The sequence below is a fragment of the Francisella frigiditurris genome (genome assembly GCF_001880225.1).
GTDB classification, from domain to species: domain Bacteria; phylum Pseudomonadota; class Gammaproteobacteria; order Francisellales; family Francisellaceae; genus Francisella; species Francisella frigiditurris.
This window is the reverse complement of record NZ_CP009654.1, coordinates 1368302-1394445: the sequence shown is the minus strand read 5'-3', so window position 1 is coordinate 1394445 and position 26144 is coordinate 1368302. Positions and strand designations below refer to the sequence as shown.

Sequence of the window (26144 nt, the reverse complement as noted above, 5' to 3'; positions counted from 1 at the left end):
GTATTATAAAATCTAATAAGTAGAAATTATAATTTTAGACTATTAATAAATAGGGATACATATGAAAGAATCTGTGTTAGAACAGTTAAGAAAAGTAACTAAAGTAGTTGCTGATACTGGTGATTTTGAATTAATAAAAAAATATAAGCCTATAGATGCAACTACAAATCCTAGTTTGATATTAAAAGCTGCTAAAGAAGATAAATATGCTCATATAGTTAAAGAATGTATAGAGAATGGAAAGTTAAAATCATCAGATTTTAGTTCTCAAGAAACTCTTATTGAAGATATTTTAATGGATATTGTAGTTGCTTTTGGTGTTGAGATATTAAAAGTAATTGATGGTAAAGTTTCTAGTGAGGTTGATGCTAGAGAGTCTTTTAATTCTGCATCAACTATGGAATATGCTAGAAAAATAATTAATAAATATTCTGAGAAAGGTATATCTAAAGACAGAATATTAATAAAGATAGCAGCGACATGGGAAGGAATTAAAGCAGCAAAGCTTTTAGAGAAAGAAGGTATTAACTGTAATCTAACATTGATATTTGATAAGGCTCAAGCTATAGCATGTGCTGAAGCAAAAGTTTATTTAATTTCACCATTTGTTGGAAGAATTACTGATTGGCAGATATCAAATAATAAACTAGATAGTTTTCCAAAACCTGAAGATGATAATGGCGTAAATTCAGTAAAAGAAATCTATAAGTATTATAAAGATTATGGCTACGAAACAATAGTTATGGGAGCCAGCTTTAGAAATGCAGAACAAGTAAAAGCATTAGCTGGATGTGATGCACTAACAATTTCTCCAGCGCTTTTAGAAGAATTAAGTCAGCAGAATAGTACTTTAGTAGTAAGCCTACATGATAATGGTAAAGTAGAACAAAAACCTAAGTATATCACTGAACAAGAATTTAGATGGTTACTAAATGAAAGTGCTCTAGCAACACAAAAGTTAAGTGAAGGAATTAGGCAATTCGCTAAAGATACAGTCGAGTTAGAAAGTTTAATAAAAAAAGGATTAAATGTTTTATAGGGAGTAATAACTATGAAAAAAATATTATTAGTAATGTCAGTATGTTTAAGTTTAATAGTACCAGTTGTTAGTTTTGCAAAAACAAGTGATATTGAACAAGCAAGTGAGCAACTTACAACTAAAAATAAAAAAAGTGCTTATGTTAGTGCTACAGAATCGCATAGTGCTAATACAATAAATGAAAATAGACATACAGCAGTTAATTATAAAAGGTATTAATAAATATATGAGAAAAGTTTTATTAATTATTTTAATTAATTTTATTTTATTTCCTATTATTAGTTTTGCTGGTTCAATGGATACTGAAGAAGCTGCTGAGCAGGTAAGTGATCAAAACTATTACAATACTGGTAGTGCAGGTGATGCTGTTTATGCGCGTCATAAAGATAACTATATGTATGCTAGTAATGCGCATAATGTAGATCAAATTAATAATAATACATTAACAAATCATGATGCTATGAATAGGCATAGAATTGGTTAATTTAAAAGTTAGAGGAAAATTAATGAAAAAGTTACTAACAATTATGTTTATAAGCGTTCTTCCTGCTTTGGGTTTTTCGGCTTCTAATATAGATCAACAAAGTCAAGCTTCTAGCAATAATATACAAAGACAACTACAGCAGCGAGGAAATTTGATTCCACCACCAAATAGAGGCAACTCTCAAGTTCAAAACTTTGGAAGGTTTAATAGTAATCAAAATCAAAGAGATACTGCCCCAGCAGCTAATAGAGAGAATTCCCAAACTCAAAACTCTCAAAGAAATGATTCTAGGATGCAAAGACAGCAAATGAGAAATCCTGGAATGAGACAAGGTTTTAATCCTAATGCTTCGGTAGTTACTCCAGAAGAGAGGCTAAATAGAAGGACAGAAACTACGGAGCAAGGCTCAAGAGCTAGTATGAGTAGGCCTCAACCTCAAGTTCATCAAGATGTTCCTATGAATAGCGAAGCACAGTCTAGAGATTCAGTTAGAAAGATTCAAAGTAGAAATCAAGCAATGACAACTAATGATAAAACTTCATCAGATAATAATATCCAATCTCGCAGATAAACTAATATATTTAATCTAATTTTATCAAGCATATATGCTATGATTTATGAGTCAATATAATTTCTATTTATTATAGTAAGGATCTTAGATATGAAAAAAAGTTTGGTTTTAATGTTAATGTTATCATCAGTTTCATTTACCTCAGTTTTTGCAGAAGAGTGTCATCCAGAAGTTGATGAGACACATAGAAACTATATTATTGGTTATGGAAGTCTTATGGATGATGAAACTAGAAAGCTAACTACACCAAGTGCTACAGATGTATATCCAATAATAGTTAATAACTTTAAAAGAACTTGGGGTATTAGTGGTGGAAATTATAAAACTACTTACTTACTTTCAGTACCTGAGAAAAGTTATAAACTTAATGCTGTTTATTATCCTATAAGTGGTCAAGATGTTAAAACTACAGATGATTGGGAACCAGGATATTGTAGATATAGAGTACCAGAAGATGATATAAAAGCTGTGGGACTTGAAAAACTACCTGAAGGCGCTTATTGGATATATGCTAAGCAACCAGAAGATATACAAAAACCAACAAAAGATCATCCTATTTCACAATCATATGTTGATATTTTCTTGAGAGGATGTTTACAAGTAGAAAACCGCTATCAAATAAAAGGTTTTGCTAAACAGTGTGTTGATACAACATATTTATGGGATCAAAATGCTTGGGTAAATGATAGACTTTATCCTCGTACTATACAGGTAACTAAAGATGGTGCTATAGCAGACAAGATTGATACATTATTATCTCAAAAATTTGATTATTATTTTAATCTTCCATTTTAGTAAATATGCTTATAATAATTTTAGTTCTATTATCTATAATTTTTTTTACCTTTATTTATATAGCGTCAAACTTTTTGACAGAAAAATATAAAAGATTAGAAGATGATATTATAAAAGATAATTTTGCTATAATTTTACTTGGTTCAGGGTTAGTTAAGATTGATGGAAAAGTGCTTTTAAATAATAGAGCATATTCCAGAGTGTTAGAGGCTTGTAGAATATATTTCCTGGCGAAGCAATGTGGTATACATTATAAAATAATTGCTTCTGGTGGAGATATTCATAATTATGGAATATCTGAGGCTGAGGCATATTCTGAGATCATGTTAAGTCTGGGAGTTGATAGCCAAGATATTATCTTAGAAAAAAAGAGCTTAAATACTTTTGGTAATGCTAAATTTACTAAAGAGATAACTAAAGAATTAGCTTTTGATAAATATTTACTTGTAACATCATCTTTACATATGAAAAGAGCAGAGAGAATATTTACTAATATGGGAATAAAAATTATTCCAGCTATTTCTGATACACCTTCAAAAGATCCTATAGTAGTTACTCATGAAACACTAGGTATAGTTAGAAGTTATTTTTATAACTATAGTTAGCTTAAGAGTATGATCTTTACATAGATATATTGATTATTATAAAATCTACTAACTTTAGAAATATCTACAAAAACAAAAATTCAAAGAGGATCTCTTTATGAGCAATTATCAATATAAGAATTTTAAAATATTAGAAGTAAGTGGTGTAGATACTAAAAAATTTTTACAAGGACTTACGACAGCTGATTTAAATACTTTATCTGAAAATAATACTATTTTATTAACGGCTTTTGCTAACTTAAAAGGGCGTATAATTTCATTATGTTTTGTTAAGTTTATTGCAGATGATAAATTACTACTTTCAGTTGAAGAAGGCGCATTAGAAACTTTACAAAATTGGCTTAAAAAATATGGAATGTTTTCTAAAGTTAGTTTTTCTATAAATGATGAATATGCTTTATTTTTTACAATGGAAGGATTCTTAAATCATAATATCTTAGCAAAAGATAGCTTGGAGTCAGATATTAGTTTTGAAGATGTTCAAAAACAAAATATTTTAAATAAATTAGCAATAATCAATAGTCAAAATATAGAGAATTTCTTACCAGCAGAATTAGAACTAGACAATGTTGAAAATGTAGTTTCTTATTCAAAAGGTTGCTACATGGGGCAAGAAGTAATTGCTAGAATGCATTATAAAGCTAAACTAAAAAAAGAGTTAGCTGTAGTGAAGTCTGATTCTGATATAGATACTTTAGATTTAAAAGATGAGCAAGGTAAGCCATTAGCAAATGTGGTAAATAAAATATTCGTAGAAAATCAAAGCTATATGCTAGTGGTCTTTCATAAAGAGGCATTAGAGTCAGAATATAAACTAGAAACTGGTGAAACTATTACCAAATGCTAGATGACTTAAATCCACAACAGCAAGAGGCTGTAAAGTATATAGGATCTCCATTACTTGTATTAGCAGGAGCTGGAAGTGGTAAGACTAGTGTTATTATTGAGAAGATATCTTATCTTATAGAGCAATTGCTATATCCTGCGAAAAGTATTTTAGCTGTTACATTTACAAATAAAGCAGCAAAAGAAATGCAGGAAAGAATAAAGGGTAGGCTTGATAAAGACTTGTGTAAAGGCTTAGTGATCTCAACATTTCATTCATTAGGACTATCAATTTTAAAAAAGCACTATGCTGAACTAGGATATAAAAAGAGCTTTACACTTTTTGATAGTGCAGATTCTCTTAATCTAATACATGATATTGCTTATGAAGAATTTCAATTACCTAAACAAAATTCAGGCATTATTCAATCTAAAATTTCATTTTGGAAATCTGCTCTTTTAGCACCTGAAGAAGTTGATGCTAGAGATGATTTAGAGGAACAAGCATTATTTATTTATAAAGAATATCAAAAGTATTTAAAGTCATATAACTCTTTTGATTTTGATGATTTGATTTTTCAGCCAATTCAACTTTTCAAAAATAATGAAAATATCCAAAAATTTTGGACAGATAAATTTAGATATATCCTAATTGATGAATACCAAGATACAAATGAATCACAATATCAGTTATTAAAATATCTAACAAAAGGAAAAAACAAGTTTACAGTTGTTGGAGATGATGATCAGTCTATATATGCTTGGCGAGGATCAAAACCAGAAAACTTAAAGCATTTACAAGAAGATTTCTCTAACTTGAAAGTTATTAAGTTAGAACAAAATTATCGTTCTACAGGTAGGATTCTAAATGTTGCAAATAAGCTTATATCCAATAATAGCCATATTTTTGAAAAGCAATTATGGTCAAATAAAGGCTATGGCGATCATGTAAAAATTATAAGTCTTATTAATGATGAAGATGAGGCTCAATACATAGCTAGTGATATCTTTTTTGATAGAGTGAAAAGTACTTCAAAGAATTCTGACTATGCAGTTCTTATTAGAAGTAATTATCAAGCATTCTTATTAGAAAGATATATGCAAATGCATAAGATCCCATATACGATAAGTGGAGGATCTTCCTTTTTCTCTAAGAGTGAAATTAAAGATATTATTTCTTACTTAAGGCTTATAGTAAATCCAGATGATGATCGAGCTTTTTTAAGAGTTATTAATACTCCTAAAAGAGAGATCGGTAGCGCAACGATTCATAAATTAGGTGAATATGCGAGTGAACATCATTGTAGCTTTTTCCATACATTATATAATTTAAGTAATATAGATATTCGTGACTATACTAAGTCTAGTCTTATAAGATTTAAAGAGCTTATTACTTCTACTCAACAGAAAATTATCTCTAGTATTTCAATTTCTGAATTAAAGAAAATATTAAATAACTTTATAGATGAAATAACATATAGACAATGGTTAATAGACTCTAGCTCATCAGAAAAGCAGTCTGAATTTAGATATACAAATGTAATTGAGCTTATCAGGTGGGTAACTACACAATTAGAGGATGAGTCATATAATGGTTTAGATTCTTTAAATAGCGTACTTAATAAAATGCTTCTTATAGATATTTTGGATAGAGATACTGAAGATAAAAGTGATAATCAAGTTCAGATTATAACAATGCATGCATCTAAAGGATTAGAATTTAAAAAAGTTTATATAATGGGTATGGAAGAAGGGATACTTCCTCATCAACAAAGTATAGAGGATGGCTCTATAGAGGATGAAAGACGATTAGCATATGTAGCTATTACTAGAGCAAAAGAAAAATTAACAATAACTCTTACTAAATATAGAAAAAAGTTTGGTGAAAAAATCATAACACAGCCAAGTAGATTTCTAGAAGAGCTTCCTGATACAGACTTGCACTGGGTCGGTGGAGAAAAAGAATGCCCAGAAGCTCGAAAGCAAAACTCAAAAGAAACTATTTCTGCTCTTAAAAATATGTTTTCTTGAGTAAGTATAAATAAAGTCTTAGGTTTTATTAAATATATAAAGCTTCTATAATGTAAAGATTAATCTTTAATTGTAATAAAGAATGGGTAATAAAAAATTAGTAATTGGTTGGCTATTTTGGTTAGTAGCTGCAATATTCTATGCTTTAGACTATTTTCAGCATACTGCGCCAAGCGTGCTTATAAAACCAATATCTTTAGATATGGATGTTGGAGTAGACCAAATTGCTTATGTTATGAGTATTTATTTTCCAATATACGCAATAAGCCAAGTACCAGCAGGTATGTTATTAGATAGGTTTGGCGCTAGGGTAATGTTATCCATATCTTGTTTAGTAATGAGTTTAGGAATATTACTTTTTGTATATGAACCAAACTTAGAAACTATGTTGTTAGGTAGAATTCTAATAGCTATTGGATCAGCAGTTGCATTTATTGGGTGTTTAAAAGTAGCAGCAGATGTTTTGCCAGAGAGATTTTTCCCTATAGCCGTTGGACTTACTAATACATTAGGAGTTCTTGGTGGTATATTTGGGCAATTATTTTTAAACTATCTTGTTTCATTAAGTGGCTGGAAAGATGCTTTAGCTTACATTGGCTACTTTGGAATAGTGTGGGGAGTAGTAATAATTTTACTTCTAACATATAAAAAAGAAGAGAAAGACATTTCTAATTTAGTAGAGTCAAAAACTTCTAGATTTTTTCATAGTTTAATTTTACTTAAGAATAAGAAACTTTGGCTTTTAGCTATTTATTCTGGTCTTATGGTGGGTATAGTAGTTAATTCATTTTCTGAATTATATGATGTAGTATTTTTAGAGCAGGCTTATCATGTTACGGAATCCGTAGCTGCAAGAATAAGTGTAATGATGTTTGTGGGTATAGCATTTGGCGGGCCATCTCATGGGATTATTGCAAGTTTATTTGGTGAAAAAAGAATATGGATGTTTATTTGTAATATATTTACGATAACTATTTTTTCTTCAATAGTTTTATTTGCAAGCATTATAAATCCTAACTTATTATTTATTTTATTCTTTTTATTAGGTTTTTTTGTTTCAAGTATGTTATTAGCATTTTCAGTAGTTGAAGAGATATTTCCTAAGGAAATAAAAGGAACAGCTTTAGCTATAGTTAATATGGTAATAGGGTTGTGTGGAGCATTATTTCAATTTTTAATAAGTTATATAAGTGTCTTATTAAATGGTGGACCTATTCATATCAATGTAAACAATAATGTTTTTGATAGAGCTTTTGTATTTTTACTTGTACCACTGCTTATAAGTACAGTGATTATTTCCTATATGGCACTTTTAAAATATAGGGATAATAGAAGAAAAGCTAGACTTCTACAGTTATAACTTCTTTTGTGGATCTACAAAAAGTTTCTCTAATAAAAAATATACTTAGAATTATTCCTACTACTATAAATAATAAAGGTATACATAATGCTATTTCATATTCTGATATAGTTATTTTCTTTCCATCAGATAAATTCGATAGGACGTAACTAATAAAAGGTGATCCTATAGATACAGAAAGCATTATTAAAAAATTGTTAACCCCTAGACCTGCAGCTAAATAATATTTTTGGCATTGTTCAGCAATAATTGCAAATCCTATACTTTGACCACTAGCACCAATTCCAAGACAGATAAAAGCTATAGATAAAATATAAATATTAATAGGTATAAAGATTATAACTGCTAATGCAAAGAAGGCGAGTATAGCACTAAATATCATTATTGGTTTTCTTCTTTTTATAGTATCAGAAATAAAACCTAAAGAAGGACAGCCAATACCATAACCAAGCCAAGCTAAGGTTATCATGTAAGAGGCTACTTTAGGGTCAAAACTATGTAACATTAGAAAAGGTTTAGCGGCATTTTCAGATAAAAATTCTATACTAAAGTATACCGATGCTGAAAAGAAAGCTATGAACCAAACTTGTCTAGTTGATATTAAACTTTTTATATTATCTAAAATAGATATTGGTTTATCAATAATTACAAATTTATCATCAGATTGTTTATTATTTTTAACTATGAGAACAGTTATTATAGCCAATATAACTCCAACTCCAGCAAGAATTATAAATACTTCTCTCCAATCAATTCCACTTGTGTTTGATAAAGAGTCTAAAGGGCCAGCAGCAACCATTGGTCCTAGTACTCCTATAAACTGTGATAAACCTATAAATAAACCAATATATTTATGAGGTAACCAGTCATATACTGCTACAAGTAAGCATAAAAAACCAAATGCAGAACCAAATCCCATAAGTACTCTATAAACTAAAGCCGCACTAAAACTATTAGATAGAGCAAACATTCCCACTCCTAGAGCACAAATGCCAACTGCCATAGTAAGAGTTTTCTTCAACCCTAACTTATCTGTTATAAAACCAACAGGAACCTGCATAATGCCATATATAAATTGATATGCAGTAGAACTTAAAATACTAAATGTAACTAATGTTAAATCTAAATCACTTATTATTTGATGCTCAAATGTGCCAAGAATAGTTCTAAGTAAGAATTCATACATAAAAAATACAGCACAAGTTATCCAAATAATAAGGGCTGTTAAGGATATTTTATTATTCATTTGTATTAAAATTTTCTTTTGCGATTTCTTCCCAATCTTCTAGTTTTGCTTCTGCTTTTTTATCATCATGAAATGATGCGACCTTAAAAACCTTATCTCCTTCTTTTATTAGAGGATTATTATTAATACCTAAAATTATTCCATCTATAGGAGAAATTAAACTAACATTATCAGCATTACCAAAAGGATCTGTCAGATGACCTATTCTTTGATTTTTTTTAACTCTTGTACCTAGCTCTATTTCTGTTCTTAGTATTCCTGAAGTGTCTGATATTGTCCATTCAGCATCTTCTGAAAGAATTGGTTTTACAGTTTGTTCAAGCTCTTCATCTAGAAGATTTAGCTTTTTCATTACATTTCTAATACCTTCCATACCTATATTAATAGATTCATTATCAAATCTTATGGCTTCACCAGCTTCATAACAAATAAAGGGAATATCTAAGGCTTGATGAATTTTTCTAATACTAGAGCTATTCACATTTACACCTGTTATAACAGGTGCTTGAAATGCTCGAGCAATTCTCATTGAATCTTCATCTTCAGGATTACAATAGACTTGTGGTAGAATCTGATGATTTACATTACCTGTTCTTATTTGAATAGAGTAATCAACTTTTTTAATTATTTGCTCTGTAAGATTATATGCATATCTTTCCATGAAAGAGCCATTTTCATCTCCAGGAAAAGATTGTTCCAGCGACTTACCACTTTGCATCTTATTGGGATAGTTAATTAGTCCATATATGTTTAAAACTGGTATAGCAACAATAGTGCCACTAAGTTTTTTAGGATCAATTTTTTCGATAAGATTATTAATAATTTCAATGCCGTTATATTCATCTCCATGCACCATTCCAAACAATAATAAACATGGTCCAGGCTTACTACCATTTACTATTTTAATTGGTAAATACATAGGGGCACATGAATATAAAACAGGAAGTGGCATTGCTAAAGTTGCTGTTTCACCAGCTTGAAAAGTTTTGTCAAATAGTATGAATTTCATAGATAGATAAAGAAATATTTATATTATATATTTAAGTGTGGTAATGATTATAACAAAGGGAAAAGGTAAAAACAAAAAGGGGTTTAGGCGTAGATTTATTTAGCAGTAAAGCTTCCAGTAACACCACCATAAATATTTTTAGCGGTCACATCAGCAGAACATGACTCACCAACTTTATTAATCGCATCAGCGAATTCTTTATTATAATCCTTAGGCGTATTAACAATACAGTAATTAGCAGTTACATTAGTTTCTGTTTTATCTAACACATCGATATTAGATAACTGATATGTTCCATCTTTACAAGTCAGCTCTTTTTGTGCAACGGAAGTTAAATTACAAGTTCCTCTAACAATGTCTGTTTGGTTATTACTATTTGTGTTGATAAGGCATGAAGTTAATAAAATACAAAAAAATGATAATCCAACGATTTTTTTAATCATAATAGTTTTCCTTTTACAAATAAATTTTATTTAAGTTTCCAATATTTAGTTTAAAGATTTTTACTGAAAATAGTAACAATTCTTTCTTACAAACAAAGTATTAATAATATAAAATAGGGGGATAATAATATCTTTGTATAATTTTCTAATGACAGATATACATAATCATAAAATACTTATCTTAGATTTTGGTTCGCAATACACTCAACTAATAGCTCGTAGAATAAGAGAGATCGGAGTTTTTTGTGAGATTTTTCCTCATGATATAGATGAAGAATTTATTAGAAGTTATGATGCAAAAGGGATCATTTTATCTGGTGGTCCAGAATCAGTATATGCTTCAGCAGCTAAAGCTCCAAAGGTCGTTTTTCATTTAAATATACCAGTGCTAGGAATTTGCTATGGAATGCAAACGATGGTAGCTCAACATGGTGGAGTTGTTGAAGGCTCTGAGCAAAGCGAGTTTGGTAAAGCAATGATTAATATTCTTAAATCTAAGAATAATATTTTTACTGATTTAGATAAAGAACAGCTAGTTTGGATGAGTCATAGTGATAAGGTTACCAATCTAGGTGATGAATTTGACTTGATAGCCTCTTCAGCTAATGCACCAGTGGCAGCAATACAACATAAAGAAAAACCATTTTTTGGTGTCCAGTTCCATCCTGAGACTACACACTCAGAGCATGGTAGAGAGATGCTTGAAAACTTTGTATTAAAGATATGTCAATGTGATGCTCTTTGGAATATAGAAAATATTATTGAAAGTGATATTGAAGAAATAAAAAAGAAAGTTGGTGAAGATAGAGTTATTTTAGGGCTTTCTGGCGGTGTTGATTCATCTGTTGTTGCTGCTATTTTAAATAAAGCTATTGGAAAGCAACTTACTTGTATATTTGTTGATACTGGGTTACTTCGCTTAAATGAAGGTGATCAAGTAATGAAAATCTTCTCAGATAATAGAGATATGAACGTTATTAGAGTTAATGCTAAAGATAGATTTTTAGATCAACTTGAAGGTGTTTCAGACCCTGAACAGAAAAGAAAAATTATAGGTAGACTTTTTATTGAAATATTTGATGAAGAAGCTGCAAAAATAGAAAATGCTAAATGGTTAGCTCAAGGTACAATTTATAGTGATGTAATAGAATCAGCGGGTAATAATAAAAGTAAAGCCCATGTTATAAAATCACATCATAATGTTGGCGGTTTACCAGAGAATATGAAGCTTCAGCTTTTAGAACCTTTAAGAGAGCTATTTAAAGATGAAGTAAGAAAACTTGGTTTAGGATTAGGTCTACCTCATGATATGTTATATAGACATCCTTTTCCTGGACCAGGGCTTGGTGTTAGAATTCTTGGTGAAGTTAAAAGAGAGTATGTTGAGATTTTACAAAAAGCAGACTCAATCTTTATAGAAGAGCTTTATAATCAGGGTTTATATCATGATATATCTCAGGCATTTGGAGTATTTCTTCCTATTAAATCTGTTGGAGTTGTTGGGGACCAAAGAAGATATGAATATGTTATTGCTCTAAGAGCTGTAGTTAGTATTGACTTCATGACAGCTACTTGGGCAAACTTGCCTTATGACTTCTTATCATTAGTTTCAAATAGAATAGTTAATGAAGTCAAAAAAGTCTCACGTGTTGTATACGATGTAACAGGTAAGCCACCAGGAACCATAGAGTGGGAATGATTTTATCTGTATACACATTTTAGTCTGGTATAAATATGCAAAATAAATATAGAATTTTAGACAAACTAAATACACCAGAAGACCTTAAGCTTGTTCCAGAAACTGAGCTTGTACCTTTATCTAAAGAGCTAAGGGAATTTTTAGTTGAGAAGTTAGATGTCAGTGGTGGTCACTTTGCTAGCAGTTTAGGAGCTTTAGAGCTTACAGTAGCTTTACACTATGTTTATAGTGCTCCTAAAGATAGTATTGTCTGGGATGTTGGTCATCAAACATATATTCATAAAATACTAACTGGAAGAAAAGATAAGCTAGTTACTATTAAAAAAGATGGTGGAATATCTGGTTTTCCTAAAAGGGCTGAAAGTGAGTATGATGCTTTTGGAGTCGGACATTCAAGTACATCAATAAGTGCAGCACTTGGTATGGCTGTAGCTAATAGAATTACAAAAAATGGAGCTAAGTCAGTAGCTGTAATTGGTGATGGTGCTATAACTGGTGGTATGGCTTTTGAAGCTTTAAATCATGCTGGTGGGATCAAAGAAGATTTATTAGTAGTTTTAAATGATAATGAAATGTCTATTTCTGATAATGTCGGTGGCTTAACTACTCATTTTAGTAAAATAATTTCAGGTGGTTTTTATAACTCATTAAGAGAAAAAGGTAAGGAGGTATTAAAAAATATTCCTCCAATGTTTGATCTTGTAAAAAAAATTGAAACACAAACTAAAGGTATGTTTGTACCAGCTAATTTTTTTGAAGATCTTGGCTTTTATTATGTTGGTCCTGTTGATGGTCATGATGTAAATGAATTAGTTAAGACATTAAAAATTTTAAAGGATCATAAAGGCCCTAAGCTTTTGCATATTATAACTAGGAAAGGTAAAGGTTATATAAAAGCAGAGAATGATCCAATTAAATTTCATCATGTAGCTCCAAGTTTTCACACAGGCGTTGAAAAAAGTAAAAGTTTAAATATTCCTAAACCAACTTATTCTAATATATTTGGTCAATGGATATGTGATAAAGCAGCTAAAGATAAGAGATTAGTTGGTATAACTCCAGCAATGAAAGAAGGATCAGACCTTATAAGATTTGCTGAAGAATATCCTAATAGATATTTTGATGTAGCAATAGCAGAACAGCATGCAGTAACCTTTGCCGGTGGGCTTGCTTGTCAAGGTATGAAACCAGTAGTGGCAATATATTCTACATTTCTTCAAAGAGCATATGATCAAGTTATACATGATATAAGTATTCAGAATCTAGATGTTTTGTATGCAGTAGATAGAGCTGGATTAGTTGGTGCAGATGGATCAACACATGATGGCAGCTTTGATCTTAGTTTTATGAGATGTATTCCAAACAATATTATTATGACACCAAGTAATGAGAATGAGTGTTATCATATGTTAGAATTTGGCTATGATTATAATGGCCCAGCTATGGTTCGTTACCCAAGAGGAACAGGACCAGGTGTTACTATTACTGATTCTTTAAATTTAGAACTAGGTAAAGCTAAGTTGCTTAGAAAAGGTAGTAGTAAAATTGCTATTTTAAATTTTGGAACCTTGCTGTCATTAGCTGAAGAAGTAGCTAAAAAATATGATATTACTATAGTTGATATGCGCTTTGTAAAACCTTTAGATGAAAATCTACTTGTAGATATAGCTAAAACACATAATGTTATTTTTACTTTAGAGGAAAATGCTATAAAAGGTGGCGCAGGTTCTGCAGTTAATGAGTTTTTAATTAATAATAACCTTCATAGAAATCTTTATATTAAAAACTTTGGGTTAGAAGATAGATTTTTAACACATGGAACAAAAAAAATATTATTAGAAGATAGTAATATTTCTTCTGAAATTCTTATAAATGAAATAGAGAAAATTTTACCTAAAAAATAAAAGTTATCTTCAATAATATAATTCTTAGGAAAAAATCAGTTTTAATGTTACTCTTTGGATAATTATAAATATCTTAAGTAAGAAGTTATGGCTTGGTTTTTTCTTATTATTGCTGGAGTATTTGAAGTTGTATGGGCAGTAGCACTTAAATATTCTAATGGATTTACAAATATAATAGCATCTATAATTGTAGTTATAGGTATGATAGCGAGCATTTATCTTTTAGCATTATCTATGAGGACTATACCAATATCATTAGCTTATCCTATTTGGACAGCAGTAGGAGCATTAGGTACAGCAATCTTCGGAATGATGTTTGCAGGAGATACCATTTCAACTTTAAAGATAGTTTGCTTATTTTTAATAATAGCAGGAGTTATAGGGTTAAAAATTAGTTCGTGATTCTATAGATTAGTTCATCATTACTTTAGAAATACTAGCTACACCATCTTTTTGATGAGACAGATGAACTTCTAATCCTAATTTTCTTTTAATATAACTAAGAGCAAAGTATCCACGAATGAATGGGTTTCCATTTTCATCTTCTTCATATATTAATATTTGATGGCGATTATCTTTTAAAAGAGTTTTAATAATATGACCTATTTTTGCATCCTCTAACATATCGTAGTGGATCATTCTAACTTTAGTTATATCAAGCTTTATCTCTTCAGCTGTTAAATCTTTTATATTTGTTCCTGAATCTTGAGCTAGCTTTTGTAGAGCTACGCCTTCTAGATAATGAAGGTCAATAATGCCTGTAACACGATCTTCTGAATTTATAACTAGGATTACATCTTTATTAGCTAGTTTCATTTTTTTCTTTATATCAGATGCTACTGTATCTGAACTAGTTACTAAAGCTGCTGTAGTTTTATAATCTCTAAATACCTCAATAGCAGGGCTATCAAGGTATAAAAGTTTAGAAGCATCTTCATTTAAGTATTTAAATTTTTTAGTATCTGAAAATTTAATTGTTTCGATTGTTTTGAAATCTTTTAGATCCATTGAGTTTCTCCCAATTATGCTAAGAAATAAAATTATTTTATCTAGGATAGATTTTAGACAAAAAAGTTACCTTTTTCAAAGCTTATTAGATACTATAGGAAATATATATTTAAATAATTTTACTTTAGGAGTTTTATGAAAAATTATTTAATTACAGGTGGTTCAAAAGGAATAGGTAAAGCAGTTATAGAGCTTTTATTAAAATCAAAAGAAAACTTTATTATTAACCTTGATATAGTTGCTCCAGATATTGAAAATGATAATTTAAAATTTATTAAAACTAATTTAGAAGAAAAAGCTTCTATAATTCGTGCAATTGATCAAATAAAAACTATTCAGTTTAATGGCTTATTTTTAAATGCAGCTATATATAAAAGTGGAAGTTTATTTACCTCAAACTTAGATGATGTGCAGAAAGTTATTAATGTGAATGTAATGGCTAATATCTATTTATTAAAATATCTTCGTCCTAATTTAGAGCACGGTTGCTCAATAGTATTTAATGGTGCAGAACAAAGCTTTATCGCAAAAATGAATAACTTTGCTTATGGACTATCTAAAGGAGCTATAGCACAGATGACTAAATCATTAGCTTTAGATTTAGCTAAATATGATATCCGAGTGAATGCTGTTTGTCCTGGCCCTGTTGATACTGAGCTATATCATAATGCTATAAAGAACTATGCTGATAAGCTAAATATAAGTATTGAAAAAGCTAATGAATTAGAGGTTAATGAAACTTCTGTGAAAAGAGTAGCGAAACCTGAAGAAATAGCTAGTTTAGTTGAGTTTTTACTTGGTGATAAAAGTTCTTTTATGACAGGAAGTCTATTACCAATAGATGGTGGCTATACTGCTAAATAGTGTGATATTATTAACTTTGAAATTAGATATAAATAAACAAAAATGATAGAAACAGATAGAATAATTTCTGCTAATGCTCCAAATCATAAAGAAGAAAGTATTGTTGATAGAGCAATTCGACCTAAAACATTACAAGAATATGAGGGTCAACCAGTTGTTCGAGAGCAGATGGAAATCTTTATTCAAGCTGCAAAAAATAGAAAAGATGCTCTAGATCATACTTTAATTTTTGGACCACCAGGATTAGGTAAAACTACATTATCAAATATAATAGCTAATGAAATGGGAGTTGAATTAAAACAAACTAGTGGACCCGTTTTAGAAAAAGCAGGAGATTTAGCTGCTTTATTAACTAATCTTGAAGAAAATGATGTTTTATTTATAGATGAAATCCACCGTTTAAGCCCTGTTATAGAAGAAATATTATATCCAGCAATGGAAGATTACCAATTAGATATAATGATAGGGGAAGGGCCCTCAGCTAGATCTATTAAGATTGATCTACCTCCATTTACATTAGTTGGAGCTACAACAAGAGCTGGACTTTTAACATCGCCTCTTCGAGATAGATTTGGTATTGTTCAGCGATTAGAATTCTATTCTATAGAAGATTTAACTAAGATAGTATACCGTTCAGCTAAGCTTTTAGAATTGGTTATAACTATGGATGGTGCTAAAGAAATAGCAAAAAGATCTAGAGGTACTCCTAGGATTGCTAATAGGCTTTTAAGAAGGGTTAGAGATTATGCTCAAGTTAAAGGTAATGGTGAAATAACTTTTGAAATAGCTGATAAAGCATTGAGCATGTTAAAAGTAGATCCTATTGGTTTTGATCATATGGACCATAAATATTTATTGACCTTAATAGAGAAGTTTTCTGGCGGCCCTGTAGGTTTAGATACGATAGCGGCGGCATTAAGTGAAGAAAAAGGTACTATAGAAGATGTAATAGAACCTTATTTAATACAGCAAGGTTATATCATGAGAACAGCTAGAGGTAGAGTAGCTACTCTAGCTGCTTATAATCATTTTAAATTAAAAATCCCTAAAAGCTTGAGTTCAGATCAGCAAGATTTATTGATTTAGAAATAATTTTAGAAACAAGGTGTTCCTTGATGAAACTTAAGTAGCCATTTATTTCTTTTCAGGATCCATATTGAGTTTCTATTAGCACGTAATTTTTCTTTTCCTACTTCACTTATATAAGTTACTTGTTTCACGCTATGACTAATATTATGTACTTTGAAGTTTTCTAATGGGATTTTAGCTAAAATTTCTTGATACTCATGAGATAATACTTCGCTTCTTGAATAAATCTTACCAGATCTCCCAAATTCAAAAAAATCAGGATCAAGAATATTATTCATGTATGTATGATCAAATCTCGTTGTTTCTATCCATAGAGACTCTTCAAGCTCTTTTAACTCTTTAAATATTTCCATTTAGTTTTATATTTCTACCAATTAATTTTCTTTTTAGGTACCCACTTATCTAATAGAGCTTTGTATTTTTTCTCTAATACTTCTTTTGGAGGTAGTTCAGGTAATTTTGAATATAAGTCAGCTTTTTGAAAAGCCTTAAGAAGAGGTAGTAATAACCAATCTTTTTCATTTGCAAGCTCTTGGTAAGCTAGACCGCCTGTTTGAGGTGTATGCCATGGATAGAATGAATGATATCTTAAAAGATATAGACCTTCATAAGGAATATCACTACCTTGTTCAAAAACTTTATATATATATTCATCATGTCCAAAGCTCATTTCAACAGCATCAAAACCACAATTGTTTGGATAACTTCCATAATGTGTTTCATTAGTGTTTTTATATGTTTCATAGTCACTAGCTATTTTATAAAAGCCTTTATCAAAAAACACATTTGCACTGGCGAATGGGCAAGCTACAGGATACGTATCACCGACAGTTGACCATTGTGGTAATGCTCCATATTCTGGTAAAGTCATAATTTTTCCTAAATCATGAATAAAGCCTACTAAAGGAAACCAAGACCAGTCTTTTATATGTGAATATAACTCTTTTAAAGTTTCTTTTTCTGTATAAAAATTTTTCCATTTTTTAGGTAAACTTTGCCACTCATGATCACGAAATAATGATTTAATTAATGCATTGTCACGTATTTCAGTAGTATTTTCTAAAAATTTATTTTGAACAGCTTCTGCTGTTTGATATGCATGCTCAATTTGAGGTAAATCATTATCAGGATCACTTTCATCATGAACATTTTCTAGTAATTTAAATACTTCATAAACATCCATTTTCCCTAGAGATAATTTGAAGTATTTATCTTTCATTCTTTTTACATAATCAAGAGACTGATTTGTGTGCATTTCTCTATAAGTTCTCTCTACACGATCTTGAAATTTACTATCAGTATAGTTACGAAATTCACCAAAGCTATTATTTTCCAAGTTAGACATTTTCTTCTCCTCGATGAAAGTTAAATTCTATTATTTATTATACTCTTTAATACCTAAATACCTAGTAGGAATTTGGCGATTTAAGTTTGCTTCTATGACCTCTAAAGAAACTCCTTTTGTTTCAGGAATAAAGAAATAAGTCACAATAAAGGCTAAAGTCGCGACACAGGCATATAAACCAAATGTGAAGGTTACACCTAGGCTAGTTAATATAGTTAAAAATGTAGCAGCTACAATAAAATTTGCTAGCCACTGTATAGAGGCTACAAAACTCATAGCAGTACCTCTAACATTTAGTGGAAATATCTCTGAAATTATTAACCAGAATAATGATCCAACACTAATACAATAACCAACAACATATATAAGTAAACAAGTTAAAGCAGAATATGCAACTAATGTAGAAGAAGAGTTTTTAAGTAGATAGATCATACTAAATAAACTAATAGCTGCCATCGCTGAACCGATTAATAAGAATCTTCTTCTTCCTAATTTATCAATAAACATTATTGTAATAATAGTCGCAATAAAATTAACAATCCCTAAAACTAGAGTCATTAACATACGTGTTTCATTTCCATTAAATCCAATACTTTCCATAATATGAGGCCCATAATACATAACGGTATTAATTCCAAAAAATTGCTGAAAAATACCTAGAGCTAAACCAATATATAAAACAGGTCTAACTTTTTTATCAAAAATTTGTAAAAAACCAACTTTGCTAGGCTTCGCTAAGTTTTCCTGGATTGCTTTTAGTTCTAGTTTTACTACACTATTACAATCTCTTAATTTAGTTAAAGTTTCTTTAGCCTCTTCCTTTCTACCTTTAGATACTAACCATTTAGGAGAGTAAGGCATAAAGCACATTCCAATAAATAATAAAATTGCTGGAACGAGACCAGTTGCTATCATTAATCTCCAATCACCACTTGACGTAAGTAAATAATTAACGACAAATGCAATAACTTGCCCACCTGTTAAGAAAGCTCCATTCCATAATACTAAGCTACCTCTTTTAGAAGCAGGGGCTACTTCAGCAATAAATAGAGGTACAGCATAAGATGCTATTCCAATAGCAGAGCCTAACATAAATCTACCAACCACTAAACAAGCAATATTAGGTGCAAAAGTAGCAACAAGTGTTCCAACTATGAATAACAAGCTAGTTGCAATCATTACTCGTTTACGACCAAACCTATCTGTGAAGTAGCCACTTAGAAGAGCTCCAAAAAAGGCGCCAAGTACACAAAAGCTAACTACAATTTCAATCTGCCAATTAGAAGCAGTAAACTCATTTTGAATAAATGGGGTAGCTCCAGCTATTATTGAGGTATCAAAACCAAAAAGTAATCCACCTATAGCAGCTATAGCTACAATCATAGCAACATATAATGTTGTTGATCTATTTGTATCATCCATTAGTTAAGTTCTCCTGCTTTTATAGCTTATAAATTAAATATTTTTTTAGATTGTGTATATGTTAGATCATAAGCAACCTCTAATGCATCTGCTTTTGATAACCTTCCAATTTGCACCATTTCAGCAAGGTATGCAGCATCTACACGTCTTGCTATGTCATGTCTAACAGGTATAGAAAGTAAAGCACGAGTATCATCAATAAAACCTGAGCAGTTATAAAAACCAGCTGTTTCTGTGACGGCATGTCTAAATCTTTTCATACCTTCAGCAGAATCATTAAACCACCAAGGAGGCCCTAGGAAAACACTAGGATAATGTCCTGCTAAAGGAGCAAGTTCTCTAGTATAAGTAGTTTCATCCATTGTAAATAAAACTATTCTAAAGTTTCTATTATTTCCTACTTTATCTAATAAAGGATGAAGGCCATTAACATAATCACACTTAACAGGAATATCGCAGCCTTTATCATTACCAAATTTTCTTTGAATACGGCTATTGTGATTTCTAAATACACCAGCATGTAATTGCATTACAAGGCCATCATCTGTTGCCATCTTAGCCATTTCAGTTAGCATCTGACCACAGAAAACTCTTTTCTCTTTTGAAGAAGCTGTATTTGTTAGTACTTTCTTAAATAAATCTTTACACTCTGATTTCTCTAAATCGTAAGCTCTTGGTACAGTAACTCCATGATCAGAGGCTGTAGCGCCATTAGCTATAAAAAATTCTCTACGCTCTTTAAGTACTTTCAGAAATTTTTCATAAGAGTTTATTTCTGTATCTAGTTGTTTTGCTAAAGACTTAATATGTTTATGAACTGGATGAAGCTCAGGATTAGTAACTGTGTCTGGTCTAAAAGTAGGAACAACCTTACATTTGAAGTCAGAGTTAGCAATATTTCTATGATGTTCTAAAGTATCTCCTACATTATCTGTAGTAGCAATAACTTCAATATTAAACCTTTTACAGATTTCTCTAGGTAGAAATTCTTTTTTCTTTAAACAGTTATCAATATGATCATATAGCTCATCTGCTGTTTCTGGAGTAAAAGCTTTATTATATCCAAATACATTTTTAAGTTGAGCATCAAACCATAGTCCAACTTGTGTTCCTCTAAATATATACCAGTTTTCTGCTACTTTATGCCAAATCTTCTTTGGATCAGTTTCGACTTCTTTTCCATCTTTTCTAGATATACCAAAATCTTCTAATCTCAGTCCTTGAGAGTAAAACATTCTAAAAATATAATGATCAGGTTTAATTAAAAGTTCTACTGGGTTTTCAAAAGGCTTATTCTCATCAAACCACGCAGGATCTGTATGTCCATGAGGACTTACAATTGGTAAATCTTTAATATGATTATAGATCTCTAGAGCAATATCTCTAGTTGATTTATCAATAGGCATTAGTACATTATCACTAAACATGGTTCTCTCCTTTTTTGTGATTGACTATATTTTTGTTACTATTTTGTTTTAGTGGAATTGTTAATAATTCTTTAATAATTTGACCATTTTTATCTACTTCTCCTAAAGATATTGCTACTATTTTTGCTTTAATAGGCTTTGCTCTAAATTCAGCTATAGCATTTGACATATCTTTAATAAAGTTTTGTTTTTGTTGCTCATCATCAAGACTTATAGCCATTATACTAAAGTGTGGTGTAAATTCAGAGAAGGTATTAGGACTACCATATTTTGTAAATGATTCGTTTTTTTGAGGATAGTATTTTACCCATTTTGGTATAGAGTATTCACTATTTCTATATTGGGATAATGAAGAAACTATAGTATCTGAAAATAACTTTAATTCATTACTATTCTCTACATCTAACATTATAAAGCCACTATTATTTACATTTATATTTGTTAGCTCAATATTAAACTCTGAAATATTTTGAGTAATATTTTCAATATTCTCTTCTATGAATGGAATTTTTTCTGGTGAGAATCCTGTTAAGTATAAAGTGATGTGAGCAGGGTGGTTTACAATAAAAGGAGTTATATTATATTTTTTTAATAACCCTTTACTATCTAAAAACTCATTAAAATCTTTAATATATAAAGTTACTTCTTTAGATGGTATAAGGTGGATGTCATATTCTTTAAATGAAGACGAGAAAGATACTGATATAAAAGATACTGTAATTAATAATATTACTATGACCTTTTTAAACATATATATTGAGAAGTCTTAAAAAAGTCTTTGTTAACTTGATTATAATATTTCTTTTTAAGAAAAGGAATCATATTAAAGAGGAACTTCCGATAGCTATTATATTTTTTTGAGCAAGATATTCATCTTGGTTTGAGGAGTTGATCCCACCAGTTGCACAGAATACTACTTCTGGAAATACAGCTTGGTAATTTTTTAGAAGTTTAATTCCTCCCATAGCTTCTGCTGGGAAAAATTTTAAAATTTTAAAGCCAAAACTTAATATAGTCATAATTTCAAAAGGAGTTACTCCACCTGGAAGGTAAGGAAGTTTTTTCTTTTTTGCAAATTTTAACATTTTAACAGTAGCGCCAGGAGAAACTAAAAAGTCTACTTTTAGTTTAGAGCACTCTTTTAATTGCTCTAGAGTACGAATTGTTCCTATGCCTATAATAAAATTATCATTATTTTTAATAACTTCTTTTATTACCTCTAAAGCATTGGGAGTTCTAAGCGTAAATTCAACTATTTTAATATTTTTATTACGTAGTTTTTCTAAAGTAGATGTTGCCTCTTCTAGCGTGTTAACAGCAACTACAGGTATTAGAGGATTGTCTTCTAAAATCTTTTTTAATGACATTTATAATTCCTTAAGAATTTTAAGATATTTATCTGTATGTTCTCTAGCAATAATTGCTCCATGGTGTTGTATTATTTCAGCAGCAAATTTTTGAGCAAAACTGACACAATCTGTAAGGTTATAATCTTTATTAAAAGCTGCTAAGAAGGCAGCATTAAAACTATCTCCAGCAGCAGTAGTATCAACTGGTATATCAACTCTTTGAGGTATGATCTCTTCAACTTTACCTTGGTTATATATTACAGTTGGGTTTGCACCATGTTTTATAATAATAGTAGGTATATTAAAATTATTATATCTATCTAAAGTCTGTTGGCTATTAATATCATCAAACAGCATTTGCTCATCGTCAAAAGTTGTAATAACCATGGTTACTAAAGGTAATATTTTTTCTAAATACTTTTTAGTTTGACTAATGTTTTTCCAACATTTAGGACGATAATTTAAGTCAAAAATAATTTGTTTATCTGGAGAACTCGCTTTAAAGGCATTAATCCAGTCACAAAAGATATTCAACTGTGCTTCATCCCATCTAGATAAAGATATTCCAGAGAAATATATATATTGATAAGTTTTTGTATATTGGTTTAATTCTTGACTAGATATGTTATGGAAAAGCTCTTTGATTGGTGCTTGTTCACGCCAATAATAAAAGCTTCTTTCTCCTAAATTATCTGTCTTAATAGCATATAGACCTGGAACTTTATCAGCTAATCTTATGATAGTGGAAGTATCTATATTTTCATTTTTCCAAGAATTTATCATTTGAGAGGAGAAAGTATCATTCCCTAAGACGGTTAAGAAAGATGTGTTTCCACCTAGACGAGCATAATATAAAGCAGTGTTCAAAACATCACCGCCAAAACTTAACTTCACTTGCTGACCTAGTTGCATTTGTCCACTAAGTTCAAGCATACATTCGCCAATAGCTAGTAACTTATTATCTATTTTCATTCTCTAACTCTTGTTTTACTGCATAAGCAACGCCACGGATTTCAGCTAGTCCTTTCATTCTACCTATACATGAGTATCCTGGATTAGTTTTTTTATCCAAATCACTAAGCATTTGTTGTCCATGATCAGGTCTCATATAAATAGGATGAGAAGATTTTTCTATTTTTAGGATTTCTTTAACTAAAGCATACATATTTGTATTTCCACATAAATGTTCTGCTTCATAGAAACTACGACTATCTTTATCTAAAGCCACATTTCTTAAGTGAGTGAAATATATTCTTCTACCAATTTTTTTAGCCATAAGAGGTAGGTCATTATCCCATCTTGAACCTAATGAGCCTGCACAGAAAGTAATACCATTAGCCATTGATGGTACATTTTCAAATAACCAATCATAATCTTCAATAGTACTAATGATTCTTGGTAAACCAAATAGCTCAAAAGGAGGATCATCTGGATGTATTGCTAATTTAGCTCCAACTTCTTCAGCTACAGGAATAACTTTCTCTAGGAAATATATAAGATTCTCACGTAATTTTGCCTTATCAATCCCCTTATATTCATCTAGAGCTGCTTGGAATTGCTTTAAGGTAAAGCTTTCTTCAGCGCCTGGAAGACCAGCTATTATATTATTAATAAGTATTTCTTTTTTATCATTAGACATAATTTTAAAGTACGTAGTAGCTTTTTTAACTATATCTTCTCTGTATGAGCTCTCAGCTCCTGGTCTTTTTAAAATATGAATGTCAAAAGCAGCAAAAGCTATTTCATCAAAAGATAAAGTTTTTGCACCTGTAAGAGTTTTCATAGCTAGATCAGTACGAGTCCAGTCAAGCACAGGCATAAAATTATAAATAATAAGATTAATTCCACATTTAGCAAGGTTTCTAATACTTTCACAGTAGTTAGCTATATACTCATCACGAGTTGCTTTACCTCTTTTGATATCCTCATGAACGGGAATACTTTCTACGACAGACCATGTAAGGTGTGTTTTACCTTGTTTTGGAGAGTTTTCTACTTCAGACTGTCTTTTCTTAATTTCTGCTACAGGCCAAACTTCACCATTAGGTATATGATGTAAAGCAGTTACTATATCAGTAACACCTGTTTGCATAATATCTTCTATACATACAGGATCATTTGGTCCAAACCATCTCCAAGATTCAATCATTTCTTTTACCTCTATATATTTTTTATTACTTCAAGCACACCTTTTGAACGAATGGCTTCTATATATTTACTAATTATTTGTTTTAACTCAAAATTATCAGCAAACTCTTTTGAGAAAATTTCCTCAAGAGCCAAAAATCTATCTACTAATATTTTAGCATCATTTGTTTCATTCCAGATAGCTTTGTAATTAGCTTGTAATGGATCACTAATTTCAAGGGAATGATTATTCTGATCCTTACCAGAACAGAATAATATCCAACCAGCTAATCCTATAGCTAGGATATTATAATTTTTCTTTTCTTTAATAAGAGATTTTAAAGAACCAAGCCATCGTTGAGGGATTTTCTTAGAACCATCCATAGCTATTTGTTCTGTGCGGTGCTTCAAATATGGATTAGCAAAACGAGTTAGTAATTTATCAGCATAGGTATTAGTTGAAACACTAGCTGGCAAACCTTTAACTAATGGAGCTGCTATTTCTAACATATATTTTTTAATAAAGTTATAAAACTCTTTTGTCGAGATAACTTTATCTACAGTTTTAAGCCCAGCATAAGCTCCTAGATAAGCTATTAAACTATGACTACCATTAAGCATAGTAAGCTTTAATTTTTCAAAAGGTTCTATATCACTTACAAACTCAACACTAACCTCTTCAAGAGCAGGGCGACCATTTGCAAAATTATCCTCTATTACCCATTGAGCAAATTCTTCAGTTGCTACTAGAGAGCTATCATATTGTCCAATAGCATTTTCTATATTTTTAATAGTTTCATCTGTCACAGCTGGAACTATTCTATCAACCATAGCAGAAGGAAAAGTACAATTTTCATCTATCCATTTAGCTAAGTTTTTATCTATTTTATTTGCAAATTCAATAACAGCTGCTTTAAGTATTTTTCCATTGTTTGGCATATTGTCACAACTGAGTAAAGTTAATGCTTCTTTATGGGTTTCATATCTTTTTTTAAGAGAGACTACAGTTATGCCAATAGCTGTTCTTGGAGCACTGATGTTATTTAAATCTGCAATAATATCAGGGTGAGATATGTTTAATTTCTGAGTAGATAGATCTACATAGTATCCTTTTTCTGTAACTGTATAAGTAACTATACGAATACTATGGTTAGAGATAGTATTTATTAGCTCTTGAGTTTGCCCATTACCTGCAAAATAAACATCTTTCAATGCTCCAATAATTCTATAGTTATATCCAGATTCATCATTAGTTGAAAGAGTATATAAGCAATCATTATTCTTTAGATCATCAATTAGTTTAGAATTGCTTCTAATAGTTCCACTTATATAGCCCCAGTTAAAAGCATCAGTGTTATTAGAGTTTAATAGTTTATCTATGTAATAAATTTGATGAGCTCTATGGAAAGCGCCTATTCCAATATGTAAAATTCCTGCGTTTAACTTATTTCTGTCATAATTAGGAAGTTGGCAGTTTTTTAATGTCTGTAGATTTAACATTA

The 26144-nt window shown here is 30.3% G+C and carries 27 protein-coding genes; 14 read left to right on the top strand and 13 right to left on the bottom strand.

Annotated elements, in window-relative coordinates; translation table 11 throughout:
- Positions 1 to 61 precede the first annotated feature (61 nt).
- The 9 genes from tal to KX01_RS06905 all read left to right on the top strand — a co-directional run bounded on the left by tal (position 62) and on the right by KX01_RS06905 (position 7710).
- Positions 62 to 1039, top strand: coding sequence for a transaldolase (gene tal / locus KX01_RS06945; protein ID WP_071664298.1), 978 nt, complete (start codon positions 62 to 64; stop codon positions 1037 to 1039).
- Between the two features lie 12 nt (positions 1040 to 1051).
- Positions 1052 to 1258: a hypothetical protein gene (locus KX01_RS06940; RefSeq protein ID WP_071664297.1), complete on the top strand. Its 207-nt coding sequence runs from the start codon at positions 1052 to 1054 to the stop codon at positions 1256 to 1258.
- A 7-nt stretch (positions 1259 to 1265) separates the two neighbouring features.
- A complete protein-coding gene (locus tag KX01_RS06935) occupies positions 1266 to 1523 on the top strand; it encodes a hypothetical protein (protein ID WP_071664296.1) in 258 nt (85 codons plus the stop codon).
- 22 nt (positions 1524 to 1545) lie between these two features.
- Entirely contained in the window at positions 1546 to 2094 is a 549-nt protein-coding gene (locus KX01_RS06930; RefSeq protein ID WP_156860389.1) for a hypothetical protein, read from the top strand.
- 90 nt (positions 2095 to 2184) lie between these two features.
- Entirely contained in the window at positions 2185 to 2889 is a 705-nt protein-coding gene (locus tag KX01_RS06925; protein ID WP_071664294.1) for a gamma-glutamylcyclotransferase family protein, read from the top strand.
- A gap of 74 nt (positions 2890 to 2963) precedes the next feature.
- Positions 2964 to 3494 carry a YdcF family protein gene (locus KX01_RS06920; RefSeq protein WP_198021090.1) on the top strand — a complete coding sequence of 177 codons (531 nt, stop codon included), beginning with the start codon at positions 2964 to 2966 and terminating at the stop codon, positions 3492 to 3494.
- A 97-nt stretch (positions 3495 to 3591) separates the two neighbouring features.
- Positions 3592 to 4341 carry a CAF17-like 4Fe-4S cluster assembly/insertion protein YgfZ gene (ygfZ, locus tag KX01_RS06915; protein ID WP_071664292.1) on the top strand — a complete coding sequence of 250 codons (750 nt, stop codon included), beginning with the start codon at positions 3592 to 3594 and terminating at the stop codon, positions 4339 to 4341.
- Entirely contained in the window at positions 4335 to 6350 is a 2016-nt protein-coding gene (locus KX01_RS06910) for a UvrD-helicase domain-containing protein (protein WP_071664291.1), read from the top strand. The genes ygfZ and KX01_RS06910 overlap by 7 nt, the downstream gene beginning before the upstream one ends.
- A gap of 82 nt (positions 6351 to 6432) precedes the next feature.
- On the top strand, positions 6433 to 7710 hold the full coding sequence (locus KX01_RS06905) for an MFS transporter (protein ID WP_071664290.1): 1278 nt from the start codon (positions 6433 to 6435) through the stop codon (positions 7708 to 7710).
- Here KX01_RS06905 and KX01_RS06900 read toward each other — a convergent pair.
- From KX01_RS06900 to KX01_RS06890, 3 genes are all read right to left on the bottom strand, one after another.
- Positions 7691 to 8956, bottom strand: a complete 1266-nt coding sequence (locus KX01_RS06900; RefSeq protein ID WP_071664289.1) for an MFS transporter — start codon at positions 8954 to 8956, stop codon at positions 7691 to 7693. The genes KX01_RS06905 and KX01_RS06900 overlap by 20 nt on opposite strands.
- Positions 8949 to 9965: a succinylglutamate desuccinylase/aspartoacylase family protein gene (locus KX01_RS06895; RefSeq protein ID WP_071664288.1), complete on the bottom strand. Its 1017-nt coding sequence runs from the start codon at positions 9963 to 9965 to the stop codon at positions 8949 to 8951. The genes KX01_RS06900 and KX01_RS06895 overlap by 8 nt, the downstream gene beginning before the upstream one ends.
- Positions 9966 to 10060: 95 nt before the next feature.
- The gene (locus KX01_RS06890; RefSeq protein WP_071664287.1) at positions 10061 to 10408 is read right to left on the bottom strand and encodes a hypothetical protein; all 348 of its coding nucleotides are present in this window, start codon (positions 10406 to 10408) and stop codon (positions 10061 to 10063) included.
- A gap of 148 nt (positions 10409 to 10556) precedes the next feature.
- Here KX01_RS06890 and guaA point away from each other — a divergent pair, with 148 nt between their 5' ends.
- From guaA to KX01_RS06875, 3 genes are all read left to right on the top strand, one after another.
- Positions 10557 to 12107 carry a glutamine-hydrolyzing GMP synthase gene (guaA, locus tag KX01_RS06885; RefSeq protein ID WP_071664286.1) on the top strand — a complete coding sequence of 517 codons (1551 nt, stop codon included), beginning with the start codon at positions 10557 to 10559 and terminating at the stop codon, positions 12105 to 12107.
- 35 nt (positions 12108 to 12142) lie between these two features.
- Entirely contained in the window at positions 12143 to 14011 is a 1869-nt protein-coding gene (gene dxs, locus KX01_RS06880; RefSeq protein ID WP_071664285.1) for a 1-deoxy-D-xylulose-5-phosphate synthase, read from the top strand.
- A gap of 87 nt (positions 14012 to 14098) precedes the next feature.
- Positions 14099 to 14413 carry a DMT family transporter gene (locus KX01_RS06875; RefSeq protein ID WP_071664284.1) on the top strand — a complete coding sequence of 105 codons (315 nt, stop codon included), beginning with the start codon at positions 14099 to 14101 and terminating at the stop codon, positions 14411 to 14413.
- 9 nt (positions 14414 to 14422) lie between these two features.
- On the opposite strand, the gene KX01_RS06870 is transcribed toward KX01_RS06875, so the two are convergent.
- Positions 14423 to 15019 carry a CBS domain-containing protein gene (locus KX01_RS06870; protein WP_071664283.1) on the bottom strand — a complete coding sequence of 199 codons (597 nt, stop codon included), beginning with the start codon at positions 15017 to 15019 and terminating at the stop codon, positions 14423 to 14425.
- 135 nt (positions 15020 to 15154) lie between these two features.
- Here KX01_RS06870 and KX01_RS06865 point away from each other — a divergent pair, with 135 nt between their 5' ends.
- On the top strand, positions 15155 to 15883 hold the full coding sequence (locus KX01_RS06865) for an SDR family NAD(P)-dependent oxidoreductase (RefSeq protein ID WP_071664282.1): 729 nt from the start codon (positions 15155 to 15157) through the stop codon (positions 15881 to 15883).
- A 42-nt stretch (positions 15884 to 15925) separates the two neighbouring features.
- Positions 15926 to 16969 (top strand): Holliday junction branch migration DNA helicase RuvB, encoded by a 1044-nt coding sequence (ruvB, locus tag KX01_RS06860; protein WP_071664281.1) that lies wholly within the window; start codon positions 15926 to 15928, stop codon positions 16967 to 16969.
- Between the two features lie 8 nt (positions 16970 to 16977).
- On the opposite strand, the gene KX01_RS06855 is transcribed toward ruvB, so the two are convergent.
- The 9 genes from KX01_RS06855 to KX01_RS06815 form a co-directional block, all read right to left on the bottom strand.
- Positions 16978 to 17325 (bottom strand): nuclear transport factor 2 family protein, encoded by a 348-nt coding sequence (locus KX01_RS06855; RefSeq protein WP_071664280.1) that lies wholly within the window; start codon positions 17323 to 17325, stop codon positions 16978 to 16980.
- A 14-nt stretch (positions 17326 to 17339) separates the two neighbouring features.
- Positions 17340 to 18317 (bottom strand): inositol oxygenase family protein, encoded by a 978-nt coding sequence (locus KX01_RS06850; protein ID WP_071664279.1) that lies wholly within the window; start codon positions 18315 to 18317, stop codon positions 17340 to 17342.
- Positions 18318 to 18347: 30 nt separating this feature from the next.
- On the bottom strand, positions 18348 to 19739 hold the full coding sequence (locus KX01_RS06845) for a sugar porter family MFS transporter (protein WP_071664278.1): 1392 nt from the start codon (positions 19737 to 19739) through the stop codon (positions 18348 to 18350).
- 26 nt (positions 19740 to 19765) lie between these two features.
- On the bottom strand, positions 19766 to 21166 hold the full coding sequence (gene uxaC, locus KX01_RS06840) for a glucuronate isomerase (RefSeq protein WP_071664277.1): 1401 nt from the start codon (positions 21164 to 21166) through the stop codon (positions 19766 to 19768).
- Positions 21159 to 21917 (bottom strand): 2'-5' RNA ligase family protein, encoded by a 759-nt coding sequence (locus tag KX01_RS06835; RefSeq protein ID WP_071664276.1) that lies wholly within the window; start codon positions 21915 to 21917, stop codon positions 21159 to 21161. Before KX01_RS06835 ends, uxaC begins: the two co-directional genes overlap by 8 nt.
- 67 nt (positions 21918 to 21984) lie before the next feature.
- Positions 21985 to 22533 (bottom strand): bifunctional 4-hydroxy-2-oxoglutarate aldolase/2-dehydro-3-deoxy-phosphogluconate aldolase, encoded by a 549-nt coding sequence (locus KX01_RS06830; protein WP_071664275.1) that lies wholly within the window; start codon positions 22531 to 22533, stop codon positions 21985 to 21987.
- Entirely contained in the window at positions 22534 to 23487 is a 954-nt protein-coding gene (locus KX01_RS06825; RefSeq protein WP_071664274.1) for a sugar kinase, read from the bottom strand.
- Positions 23474 to 24664, bottom strand: coding sequence for a mannonate dehydratase (uxuA, locus tag KX01_RS06820; protein ID WP_071664273.1), 1191 nt, complete (start codon positions 24662 to 24664; stop codon positions 23474 to 23476). Before uxuA ends, KX01_RS06825 begins: the two co-directional genes overlap by 14 nt.
- Positions 24665 to 24675: 11 nt before the next feature.
- Positions 24676 to 26142 carry a mannitol dehydrogenase family protein gene (locus KX01_RS06815; RefSeq protein WP_071664272.1) on the bottom strand — a complete coding sequence of 489 codons (1467 nt, stop codon included), beginning with the start codon at positions 26140 to 26142 and terminating at the stop codon, positions 24676 to 24678.
- Positions 26143 to 26144 lie beyond the last annotated feature (2 nt).

Excerpts from the sequence above, each read along its gene's own strand:
- KX01_RS06865 (WP_071664282.1), top strand. The coding sequence starts at position 15,155 with ATGAAAAATTATTTAATTACAGGTGGTTCAAAAGGAATAGGTAAAGCA.
- ruvB (WP_071664281.1), top strand. The coding sequence starts at position 15,926 with ATGATAGAAACAGATAGAATAATTTCTGCTAATGCTCCAAATCATAAA.
- KX01_RS06845 (WP_071664278.1), bottom strand. The coding sequence starts at position 19,739 with ATGGATGATACAAATAGATCAACAACATTATATGTTGCTATGATTGTA.
- KX01_RS06895 (WP_071664288.1), bottom strand. The coding sequence starts at position 9,965 with ATGAAATTCATACTATTTGACAAAACTTTTCAAGCTGGTGAAACAGCA.
- KX01_RS06900 (WP_071664289.1), bottom strand. The coding sequence starts at position 8,956 with ATGAATAATAAAATATCCTTAACAGCCCTTATTATTTGGATAACTTGT.
- KX01_RS06930 (WP_156860389.1), top strand. The coding sequence starts at position 1,546 with ATGAAAAAGTTACTAACAATTATGTTTATAAGCGTTCTTCCTGCTTTG.
- KX01_RS06835 (WP_071664276.1), bottom strand. The coding sequence starts at position 21,917 with ATGTTTAAAAAGGTCATAGTAATATTATTAATTACAGTATCTTTTATA.
- KX01_RS06855 (WP_071664280.1), bottom strand. The coding sequence starts at position 17,325 with ATGGAAATATTTAAAGAGTTAAAAGAGCTTGAAGAGTCTCTATGGATA.
- KX01_RS06825 (WP_071664274.1), bottom strand. The coding sequence starts at position 23,487 with ATGAAAATAGATAATAAGTTACTAGCTATTGGCGAATGTATGCTTGAA.
- KX01_RS06830 (WP_071664275.1), bottom strand. The coding sequence starts at position 22,533 with ATGTCATTAAAAAAGATTTTAGAAGACAATCCTCTAATACCTGTAGTT.
- ygfZ (WP_071664292.1), top strand. The coding sequence starts at position 3,592 with ATGAGCAATTATCAATATAAGAATTTTAAAATATTAGAAGTAAGTGGT.
- uxaC (WP_071664277.1), bottom strand. The coding sequence starts at position 21,166 with ATGTTTAGTGATAATGTACTAATGCCTATTGATAAATCAACTAGAGAT.
- KX01_RS06890 (WP_071664287.1), bottom strand. The coding sequence starts at position 10,408 with ATGATTAAAAAAATCGTTGGATTATCATTTTTTTGTATTTTATTAACT.
- KX01_RS06875 (WP_071664284.1), top strand. The coding sequence starts at position 14,099 with ATGGCTTGGTTTTTTCTTATTATTGCTGGAGTATTTGAAGTTGTATGG.
- dxs (WP_071664285.1), top strand. The coding sequence starts at position 12,143 with ATGCAAAATAAATATAGAATTTTAGACAAACTAAATACACCAGAAGAC.
- KX01_RS06815 (WP_071664272.1), bottom strand. The coding sequence starts at position 26,142 with ATGTTAAATCTACAGACATTAAAAAACTGCCAACTTCCTAATTATGAC.
- KX01_RS06870 (WP_071664283.1), bottom strand. The coding sequence starts at position 15,019 with ATGGATCTAAAAGATTTCAAAACAATCGAAACAATTAAATTTTCAGAT.
- uxuA (WP_071664273.1), bottom strand. The coding sequence starts at position 24,664 with ATGATTGAATCTTGGAGATGGTTTGGACCAAATGATCCTGTATGTATA.
- KX01_RS06935 (WP_071664296.1), top strand. The coding sequence starts at position 1,266 with ATGAGAAAAGTTTTATTAATTATTTTAATTAATTTTATTTTATTTCCT.
- KX01_RS06905 (WP_071664290.1), top strand. The coding sequence starts at position 6,433 with ATGGGTAATAAAAAATTAGTAATTGGTTGGCTATTTTGGTTAGTAGCT.
- tal (WP_071664298.1), top strand. The coding sequence starts at position 62 with ATGAAAGAATCTGTGTTAGAACAGTTAAGAAAAGTAACTAAAGTAGTT.
- KX01_RS06850 (WP_071664279.1), bottom strand. The coding sequence starts at position 18,317 with ATGTCTAACTTGGAAAATAATAGCTTTGGTGAATTTCGTAACTATACT.
- KX01_RS06925 (WP_071664294.1), top strand. The coding sequence starts at position 2,185 with ATGAAAAAAAGTTTGGTTTTAATGTTAATGTTATCATCAGTTTCATTT.
- KX01_RS06940 (WP_071664297.1), top strand. The coding sequence starts at position 1,052 with ATGAAAAAAATATTATTAGTAATGTCAGTATGTTTAAGTTTAATAGTA.
- guaA (WP_071664286.1), top strand. The coding sequence starts at position 10,557 with ATGACAGATATACATAATCATAAAATACTTATCTTAGATTTTGGTTCG.
- KX01_RS06910 (WP_071664291.1), top strand. The coding sequence starts at position 4,335 with ATGCTAGATGACTTAAATCCACAACAGCAAGAGGCTGTAAAGTATATA.